The following is a 16099-nucleotide window of genomic DNA, read 5'->3' as shown; positions in this document are numbered from 1 at the left end:
GGCGTGCAGCCTAGCCCATCCTCCCCGTCTCGCGCCCCGCCCGGGCTCGCGTCGTCCACCTTCCACTTCCACCGCCGAGCCCCCTGCACCGGCCGAAGATGCGCTACATGCAAGGGCACCATGTTCCACCGCCAAGGGCCCACCTTCCGGGAGCTGGCCGAACAGGCGCTCTCCTCCGTCGAGCGCGGGTACGATTTGCTCGCCCCCAAGTTCGACTACACGCCCTTCCGCACCCCGGACCCCGTCCTCAAGGTCGCGATTGAGCAGCTCGGGCCGCCCGGTACCGTCGGCAGCGCGCTCGACGTGTGCTGCGGCACCGGCGCCGCGATGCGCTTCCTCCGGCCCCTCGCCCGCGAGCGCGTCGTCGGCTTCGACCTCAGCCAGGGCATGCTCGAGGAGGCCAGCCGCCGCCTCTCCGGCGCTCCCGGCGACGCACGCTTCGAATTCCTTCGCGGCGACGCACTGGAGCTCCCGTTCCACGGCGAGTTCGACGTCGTCACCAGCTTCGGCGCCTTCGGCCACATCCTCGAGGAGGACGAGCCCCGGCTGGTGCGCGGCATCGCCCGGGCGCTGCGTCCCGGCGGCCGCTTCGTCTTCGTCACGTCACATCCGCCCTCGAAGCTCCACCCGGGCTTCTGGGTGGCCAAGAGCTTCAACGCGGCCATGCGCGTGCGCAACGCACTCTGGCGGCCGCCGTTCGTCATGTACTACCTGACGTTCCTGGTGCCGCGAGCCCGCGCCCTGCTGGAGGCGGAGGGCTTCACCGTCGAGGTGCGCGACGGCATCCTCCCCGAGCCCTTCACGCCACTCAGCACCGTCATCGCCACGCGGAAATGAAACGGGGCCCGCCGCATCGCGGCCGGGCCCCGGGCACCGTGGCTCGACTGACGACTACGGCGTGGGCGCGCTCACCTTCTTCGCGCCCTTCTCCAGGCTGGTGAACACCGTCTCCAGCCACGTGTCCTGGTTGATGAAGCCGGCGCCCCACGGCTTGAACTTCTCCGGCAGGCCCTCGGCCTTCACCTGCGCCAGCGTCTTGCCCGCGTCGCGCCGGGCGCGCACCAGCGACACCGACTCGCGGATGGCGGCCACGAAGCTCTCCAGCTCCGCGCGGCCCGCCAGCGGACCGTGGCCGGGGATGATCTTCACGCCCTGCGGCAGCGTGGCCAGCACCTTCTCGACGTTGGCCAGGTAGCCCTCCACCGAGCCGCCGCCATTCAGGTCGATGAACGGGAACGCGCCCACGAAGAAGTGGTCGCCCATGTGCAGCACGTTGGAGCCCACGAAGTACACCATCGAGTCGCCGTCCGTGTGGCCCGCGGGCAGGTGCGTCAGGCGAATCTCCTCGCCGTTGAAGTAGAGGGACATGCCCGTGTCGTAGGTGATGACCGGCAGGGCCTCCTTCTTCGCGGGAGGAATCTTGCCCATGGGGCCCATGTCGACGCCGGCCACCAGGCGCGTGCGCACCTCGCGCTGCGCGACGATGCGGCCCTCGCGACCGAACACGCCGTTACCGCCCGTGTGGTCGAAGTGGTAGTGCGTGTTCAGCACGTACGAAATCTTCGCCTTGCTCAGCTTGTCGATGGCCTTGTTGATTTTCGGGGCCAGCACCTCGAACTGGTCGTCGACGATGAGCAGGCCGTCCGGGCCCACCGACACGCCGATGTTGCCGCCCACGCCCGTCAGCATGTGCACGTTGCCGGCGACAGGCTCGCTCGTCACGTTCCCCTTCGCCGGGTCCGGGAGCTGCGCCAGCGCTACCGAGGGAATCGCCACCAGGACGGCCAGGAGACTTCTCATTTATAGGCTCCACGAAGCAGGAATTTACGGTCGCGCAACATAACCGGAGGCACGTCGCCCCACCTGCTTTTGTGCACGCCACGCTCACGTCACGTAGTCCACCCGCGTCACCGTGTACTCCACCGCGCCGCGCGGCCGCTCCACGACCACGGACTCGCCCACCTCCTTGCCCAGGAGCGCGCGCGTCAGCGGCGACTCCACGCTCAGCCGCCCCGCCTTCACGTCCGCCTCGTCCGGCCCGACGACGCGGTAGCGCACGCGGCTTCCGTCCTCGTCCTCCAATTCCACCCACGCGCCGAAGAAGACGCGGCCCTCCTGCGCCCCGTCCGGCGCCACGACGCGCACCTCCTCCAGCACCGCCGCCAGCTCCCGCGCGCGCCGCTCGCGCTCCTTGCGCCGCGTGCCCAGTTCCAGCGGCGTCAGCCCCGCCGCCCCGGTGTCCGGCCCCTGCACGGCGAGCAACTCCTCCTGTAGGGCCCGGTAGCCCTCCGGAGTGATGTAGCGCTTCTCCCCCGACGCCGGGCGCGGCCGCGCGGGCAGGAGCCCCTCGTCCCCGCCCGCGTCCTCCTTGGTGAATGCCTTCGACATGCCTGCCTCCGCCCTGGAGAGATTCTTCAGTCCTTCCAGGGATTTGTAGCCCCCGCCGTGGACGCCTGCCCGTCCAGTGGGCGGCCCTCTTTTCTGTCTAATGTGAAAAATGGCAGAATCACGGACATGCCCCTGCCACGCAATCTCCCCCGATTCGCGCACCGGCTCACCGTCCGGCTGCGCGGGATGTTGCCTGTCTACACGCATGACGTGTCCGAGGGCGGCTTCTGCGCGGACATGCTCCAGCCGCTGAAGCCGGGCACGCCCATCGAAGGCTCCATCGCCGTGGGCGAGTCGGAGCTGCCCTTCCAGGGTGAAGTGGTGTGGACGCGGCGCGCGGCGGGAGAGCGCGTGCGGGGGCGCTACGGCGTGCGCTTCACGCACGTCACCGAGGAGTTCCGCCGCCGCCTGCAGGAGTACCGGAAGATGCAGGGCAAGCGGCTCGTGCGCTGGTTCACCTGAGCCGCCGTTTCTCCCATGCTCCGCGCCGGAGCCCATGGTTACGCTGCGCCCTCTCTTCTTCTTCATAGAGGTGCGCGATGGCAGGACAGGCGAAGCTGACCGGCACGCAGGGCCAGGAGTTGGCGGGCCAGCTCAGCGAGGCCCCCGGTGGCAGGTCGCGCGGCGCGGTGGTGCTCATCCACGAGTGGTGGGGCCTCAACGCGCACATCCGCGGTATCGCGGACCGGCTGGCGAGCGAGGGCTTCACCGTCTTCGCCGCGGACCTCTATGGCGGCCGCGTGGCGAAGGACGCGACGGAGGCCGAGCAGTTGATGAACGCGCTGGACTGGGGCAGGGCCACCGCCGAGCTCCGCGCGGCCACCGAGGCGCTGCGCCAGCGCGCTCCGGGCACGAAGGTGGCCATCATGGGCTTCTGCATGGGCGGCGCGCTGACGTTGCTTGCCGCCGCGAATGACCCGGGGCTCGACGCGGCCGTGCCCTTCTACGGCATTCCGCCCGAGCAGGGCGCGGACGTGTCCCGCATCCGCGCGTCCGTGCTCGGCCACTTCGCGCAGCATGACGACTGGTGCACGCCGGAGCGTGTGGATTCACTGGAGAAGAAGCTGAAGGGCGCCAACGTCCCGGTGGAAATCCACCGCTATGACGCCGACCACGCCTTCTTCAACGACACGCGCCCGGAGGTCTACTCACGAGCCAACGCCGAGACGGCGTGGAAGCGCACCGTGGACTTCCTCCACGCGAAGCTCGGCTGAGCGCACGCGTGGAGGAGGACGGCGCCGGCTCAGATGCCGGCGCTGGGCCCGGTCGGGGTGGCGGGCGTCGCGGGCGAGGCAGGCGACTCAGGCGTGGCGGGCGAGGCAGGCGACTCAGGCGTGGCGGGCGTCTCCGGCGAGACAGGCGCGGCGGGAGTCTCCGGCGCGGCGGGAGTCTCCGGCGTGGCGGGCATGCTCTCCGGCGCGGGCGACTGTCCCGAGGGCATGACCTGGAGGCGGTAGCTCTTCACGCCCGCGGGCAGCACCACCTCGAACAGCGGGTTCTCCTTCAGCAGCTCCGGCGACACCTGGAGCGTCACCAGGCCTTCCGCGTCGGTGACGGCCGACAGGCGCGAGCGGCTGTCGCCGGCCAGCACCCGGGCGCCCGGCACGGGCTGGTTCGTCTCCGTGTTCACCACGCGCAGCGCCACCGTCTGCCCGGCCACGCTGGCGGTGGGGCCCGGCGCCACCACGTCCTTGTAGCGGGGACGCAGGGTGCAGGCGGACAGGAGGGCGGTCGAGGCCAGGACGGCGGTCAGCAGCGTGCGGCGAAGGCTCATGGGAATTTCCGTGCGGGATGGGAGAGGGGGGTGCGGCCGGGCGCGGCAGCATAGCCGCAACACACCGCATCGCCAGGTCCGTGCCCATCTTCCCGTTGCACTGTCGGGAGGCATGCAGCGCACCCGTATTCCGGTGGGAGTGCGCCAGGGCTCGCAGGGAGGCCCGCCCAGCAGTGCGCCGGGCAGCCCTTCCTTGTTCCCGCCACCGTCCCAACCTCAAGGGCATCGAGCGTTGTCCTCACCCTGTCCCTTGGGAGCTTCGACGCACATGCCTGAATTCATCAAGCCCGACGCGAGCGCGGCGCCACCCCCCCAATACGAGTTCATCCGCGCCGAGCTGCCTCCGGGCGTCACCATGAAACCCGAGCAGGTCGTCCTCAAGCGGCGCATCTTCGTCGGCAGCGTCCTGACGATGTTCATCGCCAGCTTCGTCACCTTCTGGATTCCCCTCTTCAACGGGCTCCTCGGAGGTGCCTTCGGTGGCTTCCACGCGGGCCGCATGAAACGCGCGCTCGCGGCGGCCGCGGTCAACTCCGTCGCGGTGCCGGGCGTCCTCGGATTCCTCTACTTCTTCAGCCAGCAGGACTCCTCGCGCTTCTTCTACGGGCTGGGCTTCCATGGCTTCGTGTTGCTCCACGTCATCGGCACCTTCATCGGCGCGGTGGCGGGCGCGGCCAGCCGCCCGCTGGCGACCGGGGACATGCTCCAGCGGAACGAGCCCCTCGCCGTCAGCGCATCTCCAGGCCCAGTGCCAGGCGCCGTTCCGAAAAGCCGTCCAGCCAGGTCGACGGAGACCGTGACGTCCCCTCCCACCGGACCCGTGCGCGAGGAGTGAGCAGCACACCGAAGGGCCCCGCTCGCCCCAGCCACCACTCCACCTGGAGTGACGCCCCCGCCTCGTGCGTGACGTGCGCGTCGCCCACGCGCCAGGTGGGGGCATACGCCGCCTCCAACCGCACCGCATTGGCCCCCGAGCCGGGCAGCCCCGTGCGGTGCGCCACCGAGAGGCGCGGCCCCGCCGCCGGAGTCAGCACGTCCTGGCTCCAGTGCATCGTGGCCATTCCCCCCACGCCCACCGCCGTGAAGCTCGAGAAGCGCGCGCTCTCGTCCAGCACCATGAGCGCCTCCGCCTGCACCGAGGCCCGGTGCGGCAGCGAGCGCGCCGGGTCCGACGTCACGCGGGCCTCCGCGCCCCAGCCCAGCGAATCCCACGCGGACTCGCGGAACTGCGGCAGCTCGCGCAGCAGCGTGCGGTAGCCCACCAGCGTCAGCTCCGAGGCCACCAGCCGGGGCACGCCCCAGCGCGGCTCCAGTGAGAGCTCTCCGTCCAGTACGCGCAGCTCGCTGCTCGGCTGGAAGCCGTGGAGGCGCGCGTCGCCGAGCGCCTCGGCCATGCCCGCGGTGCGCAGGCTCACCACCGGCCTCGCGCCGCCGACCCGCGGGAAGTCCACGCCCATGCTCACCACCGTGCGCCCCGCGCCCGAGTCCCGCAGCGCAGTGTCCGCCCAGGCGGTCTCCGCTTCCACCTTGCGGCGGCGGTCCTCGCCCAGGAAGGCCACCGGGTCCACCTCCGCCAGCACGCCGTCGTTGAGCGCGCCCTGCACCTCCGTGGCACGGGTGAAGGCGGCCTCGGTGCGCTCGGCACGGACCAGGATGCGCAGCTCCTCCGGCGTGGCCAGGCGGCGCGGCGCGGTGGCGAGCGCCTCCTGCAACAGCGTGGTGCGGTCCAGCACGGCCAGCTTGCGCTGCAGGGCGTCCTCGTTCTCGAAGATGCGCTGGCGCTCGCGCACGCCCGCCGCCGCCGAGCCCGGCACCGGCACCCTCACCGCGAGGAGTTGCTCACGCTCGATGCGCAGGCGCTCACCCTCCGCGCGGTCCACGGCCGCGCGCTCCACGCGCACCGCGTGGGCCACGTAGGCGTGCAGTTGCTCCCGCACCTTCGCGTGCTCCTGGGGCGGCGCCGAGGCGAGCAGTGCGCGCACCACGTCCGGCAGGGCGTCGTACGCGGCGCGGCGCACGTCGGGCTCGGGCGACTGGAGGTTTGCGTGAAGCTCCCGGAGCCTCGCGTACTCAGCGGTGCCCACGTGCCCGGCCAGGGCGGACAGGGCGTCCTCGCGCGCCGCATGCGCGCGTACCGCACGGTCCCCCGTGGACTCGAAGGCGTCCGGGATGTGCTCCAGCAGCGGCCCGGCGCGTCCGTCCTGGCCCACCACTTCGACCCGGGCCAGGGCGTCCAGCGTGGCCGTGGGCAGCACCCAGAACGTGCCGGGCGCGCGCACCTGCCGCCCGCCCTCCATCGCTCCGTTGAGGAGGAAGAGGAGCGCGCTCGCACAGTTGTCGGTGAAGAAGTAGTAGCCCATGTAGCCGCGGCGCTCGAGCTCCCAGACGCGCTCCAACATCCGCGCCTCCTCGCCGCGCGTGAGGCGCAGGCGGAAGCGGCGGATGGAGCGCTGCTCCAACTCCAGCGCCTCGTGGGACAGGTCGCCCATCGTCCCCGTGAGGAAGACGGTGTCGTAGCCGCCCGTCATCCCCTTCACCAGGTAGCCCAGTCCCTTGGACTCCATGCCGGTGAGCGCCACCAACTGCACCACGCGCTCGAAGTTGGGGCCGCGCGGTACCGCGCCCTCGCGCCACACCGGGCGCAGCAACATGTGGCCGAAGAGGGACTCCGGCTGGCGCCCGGTGGACGCCACCAGCAGCACCTCGAAGTGGGACAGGGACTCCAGCTCCGCCCAGGCGTCGAAGGCCGGGCAGCTTCCTCGCGGCGTCAGCGTGCCCAGGCCGGAGGACTCCACCAGCTCCGACAGCGCGCGCGCCTTGGAGAACTCCTGGCAGCGGACCTGGTCGTCCACCGGCACCGCGTCGGCGCGCAGCGACTCGGCGGGGATGAGCAGCTCTTCCGCGAAGGTGACGAGGTCCAGCGAGGCGCTCCGCTGTCCCAGGGCGCGGCTGAAGGCTCCGGCGTAGGTGAGGCGCGCCTCCTCCTTCCACACCAGCGGCCGCTCGAAGGGCTTCTGCCAGCCCGACAGCCGGCGCCACAGCGGCGTGCCGCTCCAGCCGCGCTCGTCGTCCCAGCGCTGCACCACCGCGTGCACCACCGCGCGGCGGCGCCACAGTTGCTCCGACTCCGCGTCCGTCAGCCGGGACAGTCGCAGCGTGGCGCGGTGCTCGTTGGACGGTGCGTACCGGTAGAGGTGGAAGCGGGCCCTTCCCTCCGTCCAGTCGGGCCGCTCCGGTGTGCCGTCACCGAGCCCCAGCGGTGCGGACTGCTCGTGCAGCACCAACTCCAACGGGCCTCCGGGGAGCCGGCGCATCGCGGGCGGCAGTGCCTGGAGTCCCGCCTCCACCTCGGCCACCAGCGCCGCGTCCCGCGCCGCCGCGCCTCGCAGCACCACGCCGGCGAGCTCCAGGGCGCGCACCCGCGTGGAGAGGTTCTCCTCCGCATTGACGGGCAGCTCCGGCGGTACCGGGCTCGGACGCTCCAGGACCATGCCGGAGCCGTCCATCTGCTCCAGGCGTCCGGAAGACGTGCCCACCGCCGTCACCGGCAGCGCGCAGACCAGGCCGAGCACCCAGGCCGAATGGCGCCTCAATGCGCCACCTCCGCCGTCTCCGCTCCTCCCGGCGCGGAGAGGAGGAACGCACGGCGGTCCTCGTCCAGGCGAGGGTCGGCGCTGGCCAGCTCGCCCACGCGCTCCATCCACGCGAGCGCTCGCGCGGGCGTGAGGGTGCGCGCGTCCGCCATCGCCAGCAGCTCCTGCCGGTGCGCCCGCAGCACGCGGCCGAAGGTCCCCAGGTTCTCCCGGCGGATGTGCGCCGCCGCCGCCAGGTCCTCCACCGTCGGGCCCGCCCCCAGCGCCAGGTCCTCGCGGAGCTGGTGCGTGCGCGAGCGCAGGTACACCTGCGCCGAGCGTCCCAGCTCCTTCGGCGCCACGCCCCGACGACGCTCCACCGCCGCGTACGCCTGCCAGATGACCACGCCGAGCCCCACCACCACCACGCCCACCGTCACCGCCGACACCACGTTGTCGTTGTTGCTGTGGCTGCTGTTGTCGGAGTTCGAGCGCGACGCTTCGCCCTCCGCCTTCTCCGTCCCGCTGGAGCCCTCGCTGGAGCCGCCCTCCTCGGAGCTGCGCGAGGTCCGCTCACTGGAGCCACTGTGACTGTCACTGGAGCCATCCGACTCCGAGCTCTTCGACTCCGAGCTGCCGCCCGAGTCGCTGGAGCCTCCCTCCTCCGAGCTGTTGCCCTGGCTGGAGTCTCCCGACTCCGACTTGCTGGAGTCCCCCTGGCTGGAGTCGCCCGAGCCCGACTTGCTGGAGTCCCCCTGGCTGGAGTCCCCCGAGCCCGAGTCCGACCCCTGGCTGGAGTCGCCGGCAGCCGAGGCGCCCGTGTCCGACGCGCTCAATCCCCGTGAGCCCATGGCCGCGGGCGTCCTGCAGCCGGAGACCGCCATCACCACGGCCATGCACAGCGCGCACTTCGCGGAACTCTTCGTCTTCATCCCGCACCCCTTTTGGATGTCCGTTCGTTTCCGCGCGGCCCGGCCGGCGCACGGTCATGCCTGGCGCGTGCTCAATGCGTCGCGTGCGCCTCCAGCGCGGCCTCGAGGTCCTTGCGCAGCAGCGGGTCCTCGCGCACCAGCGAGCCCAATCGCTGTATCAACTCCAGCGAGCGCGCGGGAGTGAGCGTGCGAGCATCCGCTAGCTCCAGTAGCTCGTGCCGATGGGATTGCAGCAGCATCCCGAAGAGCGGCACGTGCTCCCGACGCAGCATCACCACCGAGGCCAGCGCCTCCACCGTGGGGCCCATGCCCCGCATCACGTCCTCGCGGAACCGACCGAGGTGGATGCGCAGGTACTCATGCGACAGACGCGCGGCGCGAACCAGGTGGGGAGCCACTCCGGTGACGGCGGAATTCCAATCACTCCCCATCCAGCCTCCCTTCGAAAGCACTTCCTCCTTGATTGCGTTTGTTCAGTCGTTGCGGATCGCCTCCCGTAGCCAGCCGCGTGCCGGAGGCCGAGGAGGAGCGGTTTCGCGGCCTTGGCCCACGACGCCGCGCGGCAAGGCGCGAAGCCCGCTTGCCGGAAGTGCGTTGCCGGCTACGCGCCAGGGGCTTGGATTCCGGGGGGTGCGCCTCCACCCTTCCTCCAGGTACTTCGTGGAGCCATGTCATGACCCTGGGACTCTCCATCCTCGGACTCTTCAGCGCGCTGCTGGCCCTGGCCGTGCTCTTCCCTCCCGACGAGCCGGCCTGGTTCGGCTTCGGGGTGCTGGCGGCGGCCCTCTTCTCGCTCGGCGCCGCCTTCAGCCGTCCCCACCTGCGCACCGCCGCGCCATGGGCCGTCGGAGCGGCGCTCTGCATCTGGGGGCTGGTCGGCCTGGGGACCCGGGACGTCAGCGCGTGGATTGGCTGGGCGACGCTCGTGTTCGGCCTCGCGTACCTGGGGCTCGGCTCGCTGCACTTCCTCCAGAGGGTGGTGCCAACCGGGCGCCTTCCGCGCTTCCTGCGTCCGGTCGCCTGACGCGGCTCACCGGAAGGGCGCTCCACTGCTCGGCGGAGTCACGGAACAGCGCGCCGGGCACCCGGAGGTCGAGCACCCGGCGCGCGCTCACGCACCACGGTACCGGCCCTCCCCCCCGGGAGCCGACCCCATGAGTGTCACGGTATTCTGTTCACAGTTCCATAAGGGAAACCCGTCGGGTCGAAATCAACCCCGGGGTGTGGGCCCATCAGACGTCAGGACCCGGACGCTTGGGGGGCCCGCCGGGGTCGCCCGTGACGGCCACCCTGTCCTTGGGCGTATACTCCGCAAATCTTGATCCGTTTGAATTCCGAGGAGCAGGGCCTGCTGGCGGACCTTGAGGTCCTGGTCGCGGAGGCCGAACCCAGCGCGGAGTCTCTCCCGTCGGTGCTGGGAGCCCTGCGCGAGGTGATGAAGGCCGAGCGCGCGATTGCGTACGGGGTGGACGTAGGCCCCGACCGCAACAACGCCAGCTACTCGCACAGCCAGGGGTTCTCCCTGTCGGCGGCGACCGTCCACGGGCTGCTCGACGGCTCCATCTCCGCGGTGGGTGACCCGTGGGGTTGGTTCGATCCGGCCCGCCCCGAGCCGGCGCAGCGCAACCGCGCGCTGCACTTCCGCTCGCTGGCGCAGACGGAGGCGCAGCGGATGCCGCTGCCCGACCTGCCCGCGGGTGAGGTGGGGCGCCGGCTGGGCCTGAGCGAAGGCGAGCTGGAGGCGGTGCGTGAGCGCGCGCTCACCCGCTCCGGCGCGGTGTTCCGGCAGCTCGGCGTGGAGAACATGGCCTGGCTGCGCACGCTGGTGTGCGAGGGCCCGGCCCTGCTCGGCTGGGTGGGCCTGGGCCGCGAGGAGCCCTTCACGGAGCGCGAGCAGCGGCTGCTCCAGGCGCTGACGCCGGCCCTGCAGCGGCGGCTGACGATGGAGGCCCGGCTGCGCGAGTCGGGGCTGATGTCCACCGCGCTGGAGGTGGCGATGGAGGCGCTCGGGCGCGCGGCCTGGGTGGTCAGCTCCAGCGGCCGCGTGGTGCACGCCAACGCCGCCGGGCGCATCCGGCTGGAGCGCGGCGAGCCGGAGTTGATGGAGCAGCTCAAGCACGGCGCCCAGGGCGTTCCCTGCTCCGGCCCGCTGACGCTCACCCCGCTGCGCACTCCGGGCCTGCCGTCGCACTACCTGGCCATCGACACCGGCACCGCGTCCAGCGCCGCCGCGCGCGTGCATGCGCTGTCCGCGCGCTGGTCGCTCACGGCGCGCGAGTCGGAGGTGCTCACCCACATCGTCCAGGGCGAGACGAACAAGTCCATCGCCGCGCGGCTGGGCTGCGCGGAGCGCACGGTGGAGGTCCACGTCACCCACCTGCTGAGCAAGGCGCAGGTGGAAAGCCGTTCGGCGCTCATCGCCCGCTTCTTCCAGTCCTCCTGAGTCGCCGTCCCCATGCCGTAGGATGGGCGCCGTGAACGACACGCGCGACGCCCGCATCCACGCAGCCTTCGCCAGAGCCGCGGAGGCCGTGGCGAAGGGCCCCCACTCCACTCCCGCGGACGGACGGCCCCGGAGGCGGAGGCTCGTCATGGGGGACCCGCAGGCGGACCTGGACCGCGTGCTGGCCATCCTCGCGCACCACGACGTGCTGGGAGACGACGGCCGGCTGCGGCCCGACGTGTTGCTCGTGTCGGTGGGCGACCACTTCGACTGGGGCAAGCCGTATGAGCGCGAGGCAGGGGCCATCAGCGCCCTGTCCCTGCTGGCGTGGCTGGCCACGCACCCGGCGGACCAGGCGGTGATGATTCTGGGCAACCATGACCTCGGCCGCGTGGGCGAGCTGGCGGGCTTCACGGACGCCACCTTCGCCGCCGCGCAGGAGGAGGCGGACCGGGCCTACCAGGGCGGCCACACCGACGAGACGGCGGAGCGCGCGTTCCTCGCCCGCTGGCCGCGAGTGCCCACGGCCGAACTGGTGGCTCGCGACTTCGGCAACTTCCGCGAGGCGCAGCGCGCGTGGGTGGAGCACCTGCTGCGCGTGCGGCGCTTCCGCACGGCGTACGCGGCCGGGCCGGGACTGCTGGTGCTGCACGCGGGCGTCACCCACGAGGACCTGGACGTGACGGGCCTGCCGCAAGCGCGACGGGCGGACGCGGGCGCGGTGGCGGACGCGCTGAACGGGACGGTGGATGCGGCGGTGGCGGCGTGGACGGGAGGGCCCCTGTCCGTGCCGGGCCTGCACCATCCCGGCGACGCGGCCACCGGCGAGGGCGTGGGCATCTTCTACCACCGCCCCAGCCTGAAGCCGGAGGACGCCGAGCGCGTGCGGGGGACGCCTCGCCGGCGCTTCGACCCGAGGCGGCTCCCCGCCGGACTGACACAGGTGGTGGGGCACACGCGCGACAAGCGCAACCGCGAGCTGCTGGGCGTCTCCACCGCCCAGGCGCGCGACGGCGTGGTGCGCCACCTCGTCACGGATGGGACGCGCGTGGACTACGCGCACGGCGCACCGCCACCACCGACGCCGGAGGCGGCGATGCTCGTGTTCACCGACGGCGGCATGCGCGAGTGCCCGCCCAGGGACTACGAGCTGTTCGACCTGGACACCCGCGCCGCCGCGCGCTGAGCGCTACTTCGGCGCCGGCTGGGCCGCCGGCTGGAGACCGGCGAGCTTCTTCTCCAGGCCCGCCACCGCGCGCGGAGACACCTGCGAGGCGGGCAGCGTCTTCGCGAAGGCAATGGCCTCCTCCAGCGTCTTCGCGGCGCCGGCCGGGTCCTTGCGCGCGACGAAGATGTCCGCGCGGCTGGAGAGCACCGTGAGGCGGCGCGCGCCCTGCACCCGGGCCAGCGCGCGGTCGCTCGCGGCGAGCGCGTCGTCCAGCCGCCCCTGCATGCGGTACAGCGTGGCCAGCCGCGCGGGCGGGTTGTAGTCCTGGGGCAAGTCCTTCTCGCTCTGCTCGAGCGCCGGAATCACGCGCTCGGGCGCGCCCAGCTTCATCGCCGCCCCCATGCGGTGCGAGTCGAAGACGGTGCGCGCCTCGGGGTTGGGCGCCTTCGCGGCCTCGCCCTCCAGGTACGTCAGCCACTCCCTGGCGAGGGCCTTCGCACCGGCCTCGTCCTTCGCCGCCTCGCGCGCCTCCACGAGCACGCCGTACAGGTCGGAGCGGTCATCCGCGGCCATCTCGATGGCCGGAGGCGCCAGGGCCTCGGTCACCTTCGCCTCCAGGGCGGGCCGCAGCTCCTTCGCCGCCGCGGACCCCTCCTCCAGCGCCAGGGAGCAGGACAGCCCCAGCGACGCGCCGCTGGCCCAGAACAGCGAGCGCGGCGTCTTCGGCAGCTCCTCCAACGCCGTGCGCGCGCACGACTCGTACTGCTTCGCGCCGTACTTCGCCGTCAGCATCGACGCCACCGCGCGGCCCCGGCGGGACCAGTCGGCGGGCGCCTCGGCCAGGGCCTCGGCCAGCGTGTCGGCCGACTCCGCGGCGCGGCCCTCCGCGTACAGCGCGTCGCCGCGCGCCAGCAGCGCCTCGGCGCCGGTGACGCCTCCTTTATATGCGCGCTCACCGTCGTCGAAGAGCTTCACCAACTGGTCCACCGTGGCGCTGCCGGCGTAGCGCAGCAGCGGCTTCTCCTGGCGCGGGTCGATGACGTACAGCGTGGGCCAGAACTCCACCGGGTACTTCTCCTGGAAGGCCGCGTTCGTCGTCAGGTCGGTGTTCACCTCCAGCCAGACGTAGCGGCCGGAGTGCTTCGCCAGCGCCTTGTCGGACATGACGTACGCCTTCATGGAGCGACAGGTGTGGCACCACGGCGCCCAGACGTCGACGAACAGGGGCAGCCCCTTCGCCTTCGCCTCGGCGAGCGCGCGGCCGTAGTCGTCGTCGATGAAGGGCAGCGGGGAGCCGGCATGGGACTCGTCCGCGGGCGCGTTGGTGTTGGCGGCGGTGCAGGCAACGAGCCCCATGAGGAGCAGGCAGGCGGCGGGAAGGCGCATGGGGGCGACCCTAGCGCCAATGGCAGCCTCTGTCCTCGGCCGACACCTCGAGTGCAGTCTCCTGGGCAGGACGCCGTGTGCATGCTCTGGTGCGCGCGGACTTCCGGTGATGAGAGACCCGTACACCCTGCGCACCTTCCTCGCGTCGGCACTCGACGCCCTGCCCGCCCCCGAGCGCTTCCCGGAGGCCCCGGACGCGGACGCCGCGCGCCGCCTCGCCGAGCGGCTGCGCCGGGATTTGCTCCCCCGGCTGGGCTCCGCGGACGCGCCGCTGCTGCTCGTGGCCATCGCCGGCCCCAACAACGTGGGCAAGTCCACCCTCTTCAACGCGCTGGTCGGCGCGGCACTGTCCCCGGCGCGGCCCGAGGGCGGCCTCACCAAGCAGTGCCTCGCGGCGGCGCACCCGGAGACGTGGACGGGCGCACTGAAGGACTTCCTCACCCGGCGCTACGACACGGTGCCGGTGGCGTCGGGCGACGTGGCGCCGGTGGACCAGCCGGGCCCGGCGGGGCGGCTGTACCTGGTGCTGTCGGACGCGGTGCCGCGCGGACTGCTCGTCATGGACACGCCGGACTTCGACAGCGTGTACCGCGACAACCGCGAGCGCGCGGAGGCGCTGCTCGTCACCGTGGACGTGCTCGTCTTCGTGGTGAGCCGGCAGACGTACCAGAACGCCGCGCTGGTGGACTTCCTGCGCGCGGCGGTGGGGCATGGGCGGCCGTACCTCCTCGTCTACAACGAGGCCACGCGCGAGGAGGTGGCGCGCGGACACATGGACAAGCTGGCAGCGGACGTGGGCCACCCGCCGATGGCGCGCTATCTGGCGCCGCACCAGCCAGAGGTGGAGGCGGGCCTGAAGCCGCTGGCCACCGCGCCGCTGGACGGGCGCCCGCCGCTGTCCGCGCTGCTGGGCCAGGCCGAGCACGCGCGCGAGCTGAAGGCCCGGGCGCTGGAGGCGTCGCTCGCGGACGCACGCGCGGAACTGGACGTGGTGGCGCGCGCGGCGTCACGCGCGGCGCAGGAGCCCGAGCGGCTGCGGCAGCGACTGCGGCACGAGCTGAATGGCGTGGGCGCGAGCGCGGCGCTGAAGGCGGTGCCGGCGGACGTGCTCATCGACGCCTTCCGGGACGAGCTGGACGCGCGCAGCCAGTTCCACAAGTGGGTGCGGCTGCCCTTCCGCGGGCTGGCCACGGCGCTCACCTTCGTCAGCCGCAAGGTGCGCCAGTCCTTCACCGGCCCGGAGCCGGAAGGCGCGGAGACGCCCACGCACGCGGTGGACGAGTCCATGAAGGACGGCGTGCGCAGGCTGGTGGACGCCCTGGCCTCCGAGGTGGCCGCGTGGCACGGGGACGCGGAGACGAAGGCGAAGCTGGCGGAGGCCTTCGGCCCGGTGACGCTGGCGAAGCTGGAGGAGCCGCTGGGCTTCGAGCCGCTGCACGCGCACGCGGCGGACCGGGCCACGCTGTACGCCTACTGCCGCGACCTGGTGGCCATGGAGCTCCAGGGGGGCATGCGGGAGGAGATGCTCCAGACGCTGACGACGCTGGTGTACTCGGTGCCGTCGGGCGCGGCGGCGGTGGTGACGGTGGCCACGGGCGGCTTCGGCCATGACGCGGTGGTGTGGGCGGGCACGCTGCTGTCCACGCCGCTGATGGAGCGCTTCGTGGACCTGCTGGGCGCACAGGTGCGGGCCCGCGTCACCCGGAAGTGGGCGGACTCGCACGGCGCCACCCTGGCGAAGGCGCTGGAGGCGCGGTTCTTCTCCGGCGTGCTGGCGCACCTGGACGGGCTGTCCAACGACTGGACGCGCACGGCGGCGAAGCTGGACGAGGCCCGGACCGGGCTGGCCTGAGCGGTCCATCCCCGCGCAGGGCCGGGCCTCCTGGACGGGTAGGGTCTGGCATTCCGATGGGAGGAATCGGGTCGGAACCGCAACCTGCCGGGTCCTGCCGCCGGCCCCACTCCGCATGTCCTGTGCCCCCAATCCATTAAGTCGTATCTACGGCCCAGGACTTTACAGGATGGGTTGGCAGGTATGCTCGGTGAGCGCGAGAAGTCGTCACTGAAGAAGACGCTGGGCAGGAACGCTCAGGCGGCACGCGTGCGCCAGGAGCTCACCCAGGCGGACGTGGCCGAGCGCATCGACCTGGCCACCGAGGTCTACGGCCGCATCGAGCGGGGGCGCGCCTTCCCCAGCATCCCCACCTTCTGGCGGCTATGCCATGTGCTTCAGGAGTCCGCGGACCGGATGCTGGGGCTCCCCGCGGGCACGCTGCCTCCCGGCCCCTGGCAGGTGGCCGAGCCGCCCCCGCCCCACGCCGAGCACCCGCCCGAGCTGCGCCGCCTCATCCGCACCCTCCAGGGCTTCGAGCCCGACGAGTGGCGGGCCCTGCGCAAGTTCCTGGTGAGCCTCAAGCGGCAGGAGCGCTGACGAGA

Annotated in this window: 16 protein-coding genes; 9 read left to right on the top strand and 7 right to left on the bottom strand. The window is 72.3% G+C overall.

All coding sequences use genetic code 11. The annotated features are described in order from the left end of the window. Window positions 1-120: 120 nt before the first annotated feature. A complete protein-coding gene (locus OV427_RS25070) occupies window positions 121-837 on the top strand; it encodes a class I SAM-dependent methyltransferase (RefSeq protein ID WP_267858691.1) in 717 nt (238 codons plus the stop codon). A gap of 54 nt (window positions 838-891) precedes the next feature. On the opposite strand, the gene OV427_RS25065 is transcribed toward OV427_RS25070, so the two are convergent. Further along, the gene (locus OV427_RS25065; protein WP_267858690.1) at window positions 892-1800 is read right to left on the bottom strand and encodes an MBL fold metallo-hydrolase; all 909 of its coding nucleotides are present in this window, start codon (window positions 1798-1800) and stop codon (window positions 892-894) included. An 84-nt stretch (window positions 1801-1884) separates the two neighbouring features. Continuing rightward, window positions 1885-2388 carry a GreA/GreB family elongation factor gene (locus OV427_RS25060; protein ID WP_267858689.1) on the bottom strand — a complete coding sequence of 168 codons (504 nt, stop codon included), beginning with the start codon at window positions 2386-2388 and terminating at the stop codon, window positions 1885-1887. 126 nt (window positions 2389-2514) lie between these two features. Here OV427_RS25060 and OV427_RS25055 point away from each other — a divergent pair, with 126 nt between their 5' ends. Both OV427_RS25055 and OV427_RS25050 read left to right on the top strand, forming a co-directional pair. Then, window positions 2515-2850 carry a PilZ domain-containing protein gene (locus OV427_RS25055; RefSeq protein ID WP_267858688.1) on the top strand — a complete coding sequence of 112 codons (336 nt, stop codon included), beginning with the start codon at window positions 2515-2517 and terminating at the stop codon, window positions 2848-2850. 77 nt (window positions 2851-2927) lie between these two features. Further along, on the top strand, window positions 2928-3602 hold the full coding sequence (locus OV427_RS25050) for a dienelactone hydrolase family protein (RefSeq protein ID WP_267858687.1): 675 nt from the start codon (window positions 2928-2930) through the stop codon (window positions 3600-3602). A gap of 29 nt (window positions 3603-3631) precedes the next feature. On the opposite strand, the gene OV427_RS25045 is transcribed toward OV427_RS25050, so the two are convergent. Continuing rightward, complete coding sequence (locus OV427_RS25045; RefSeq protein ID WP_267858686.1) at window positions 3632-4162, bottom strand: hypothetical protein; 531 nt, start codon at window positions 4160-4162, stop codon at window positions 3632-3634. A 268-nt stretch (window positions 4163-4430) separates the two neighbouring features. Between OV427_RS25045 and OV427_RS25040 the strand changes: the two genes are divergently transcribed. Further along, window positions 4431-4997, top strand: coding sequence for a hypothetical protein (locus OV427_RS25040; protein ID WP_267858685.1), 567 nt, complete (start codon window positions 4431-4433; stop codon window positions 4995-4997). Here the strand turns inward: OV427_RS25040 and OV427_RS25035 are convergent. The 3 genes from OV427_RS25035 to OV427_RS25025 all read right to left on the bottom strand — a co-directional run bounded on the left by OV427_RS25035 (window position 4891) and on the right by OV427_RS25025 (window position 9118). Then, window positions 4891-7755, bottom strand: coding sequence for a DUF4105 domain-containing protein (locus tag OV427_RS25035; RefSeq protein WP_267858684.1), 2865 nt, complete (start codon window positions 7753-7755; stop codon window positions 4891-4893). The genes OV427_RS25040 and OV427_RS25035 overlap by 107 nt on opposite strands. After that, the gene (locus OV427_RS25030; protein WP_267858683.1) at window positions 7752-8666 is read right to left on the bottom strand and encodes a hypothetical protein; all 915 of its coding nucleotides are present in this window, start codon (window positions 8664-8666) and stop codon (window positions 7752-7754) included. Before OV427_RS25030 ends, OV427_RS25035 begins: the two co-directional genes overlap by 4 nt. A gap of 71 nt (window positions 8667-8737) precedes the next feature. Then, window positions 8738-9118: a hypothetical protein gene (locus tag OV427_RS25025; RefSeq protein WP_267858682.1), complete on the bottom strand. Its 381-nt coding sequence runs from the start codon at window positions 9116-9118 to the stop codon at window positions 8738-8740. A 221-nt stretch (window positions 9119-9339) separates the two neighbouring features. Here OV427_RS25025 and OV427_RS25020 point away from each other — a divergent pair, with 221 nt between their 5' ends. The 3 genes from OV427_RS25020 (at window position 9340) to OV427_RS25010 (ending at window position 12295) form a co-directional block, all read left to right on the top strand. Then, complete coding sequence (locus OV427_RS25020; protein ID WP_267858681.1) at window positions 9340-9690, top strand: hypothetical protein; 351 nt, start codon at window positions 9340-9342, stop codon at window positions 9688-9690. 294 nt (window positions 9691-9984) lie between these two features. Then, window positions 9985-11109: a helix-turn-helix transcriptional regulator gene (locus OV427_RS25015; RefSeq protein WP_267858680.1), complete on the top strand. Its 1125-nt coding sequence runs from the start codon at window positions 9985-9987 to the stop codon at window positions 11107-11109. 22 nt (window positions 11110-11131) lie between these two features. Next, a complete protein-coding gene (locus OV427_RS25010; RefSeq protein ID WP_267858679.1) occupies window positions 11132-12295 on the top strand; it encodes a metallophosphoesterase family protein in 1164 nt (387 codons plus the stop codon). Between the two features lie 3 nt (window positions 12296-12298). Here the strand turns inward: OV427_RS25010 and OV427_RS25005 are convergent, their stop codons facing one another. Next, window positions 12299-13663: a thioredoxin family protein gene (locus OV427_RS25005; protein WP_267858678.1), complete on the bottom strand. Its 1365-nt coding sequence runs from the start codon at window positions 13661-13663 to the stop codon at window positions 12299-12301. Window positions 13664-13772: 109 nt separating this feature from the next. On the opposite strand from OV427_RS25005, the gene OV427_RS25000 reads away from it, so the two are divergent. Then, entirely contained in the window at window positions 13773-15515 is a 1743-nt protein-coding gene (locus tag OV427_RS25000; protein WP_267858677.1) for a GTPase, read from the top strand. Between the two features lie 183 nt (window positions 15516-15698). Beyond that, window positions 15699-16094, top strand: a complete 396-nt coding sequence (locus OV427_RS24995; protein ID WP_267858676.1) for a helix-turn-helix transcriptional regulator — start codon at window positions 15699-15701, stop codon at window positions 16092-16094. Window positions 16095-16099: the final 5 nt, after the last annotated feature.

Source organism: Pyxidicoccus sp. MSG2 (genome assembly GCF_026626705.1).
Taxonomy (GTDB): domain Bacteria; phylum Myxococcota; class Myxococcia; order Myxococcales; family Myxococcaceae; genus Myxococcus.
Note: the sequence above shows the minus strand (reverse complement) of the source record. Positions and strands in the feature narration are given on the sequence as shown.

Coding starts and splice junctions, on each gene's coding strand:
- OV427_RS24995 (WP_267858676.1), top strand. CDS start 15,699: ATGCTCGGTGAGCGCGAGAAGTCGTCACTGAAGAAGACGCTGGGCAGG.
- OV427_RS25060 (WP_267858689.1), bottom strand. CDS start 2,388: ATGTCGAAGGCATTCACCAAGGAGGACGCGGGCGGGGACGAGGGGCTC.
- OV427_RS25020 (WP_267858681.1), top strand. CDS start 9,340: ATGACCCTGGGACTCTCCATCCTCGGACTCTTCAGCGCGCTGCTGGCC.
- OV427_RS25040 (WP_267858685.1), top strand. CDS start 4,431: ATGCCTGAATTCATCAAGCCCGACGCGAGCGCGGCGCCACCCCCCCAA.
- OV427_RS25005 (WP_267858678.1), bottom strand. CDS start 13,663: ATGCGCCTTCCCGCCGCCTGCCTGCTCCTCATGGGGCTCGTTGCCTGC.
- OV427_RS25050 (WP_267858687.1), top strand. CDS start 2,928: ATGGCAGGACAGGCGAAGCTGACCGGCACGCAGGGCCAGGAGTTGGCG.
- OV427_RS25055 (WP_267858688.1), top strand. CDS start 2,515: ATGCCCCTGCCACGCAATCTCCCCCGATTCGCGCACCGGCTCACCGTC.
- OV427_RS25000 (WP_267858677.1), top strand. CDS start 13,773: ATGAGAGACCCGTACACCCTGCGCACCTTCCTCGCGTCGGCACTCGAC.
- OV427_RS25065 (WP_267858690.1), bottom strand. CDS start 1,800: ATGAGAAGTCTCCTGGCCGTCCTGGTGGCGATTCCCTCGGTAGCGCTG.
- OV427_RS25030 (WP_267858683.1), bottom strand. CDS start 8,666: ATGAAGACGAAGAGTTCCGCGAAGTGCGCGCTGTGCATGGCCGTGGTG.
- OV427_RS25045 (WP_267858686.1), bottom strand. CDS start 4,162: ATGAGCCTTCGCCGCACGCTGCTGACCGCCGTCCTGGCCTCGACCGCC.
- OV427_RS25070 (WP_267858691.1), top strand. CDS start 121: ATGTTCCACCGCCAAGGGCCCACCTTCCGGGAGCTGGCCGAACAGGCG.
- OV427_RS25010 (WP_267858679.1), top strand. CDS start 11,132: ATGGGCGCCGTGAACGACACGCGCGACGCCCGCATCCACGCAGCCTTC.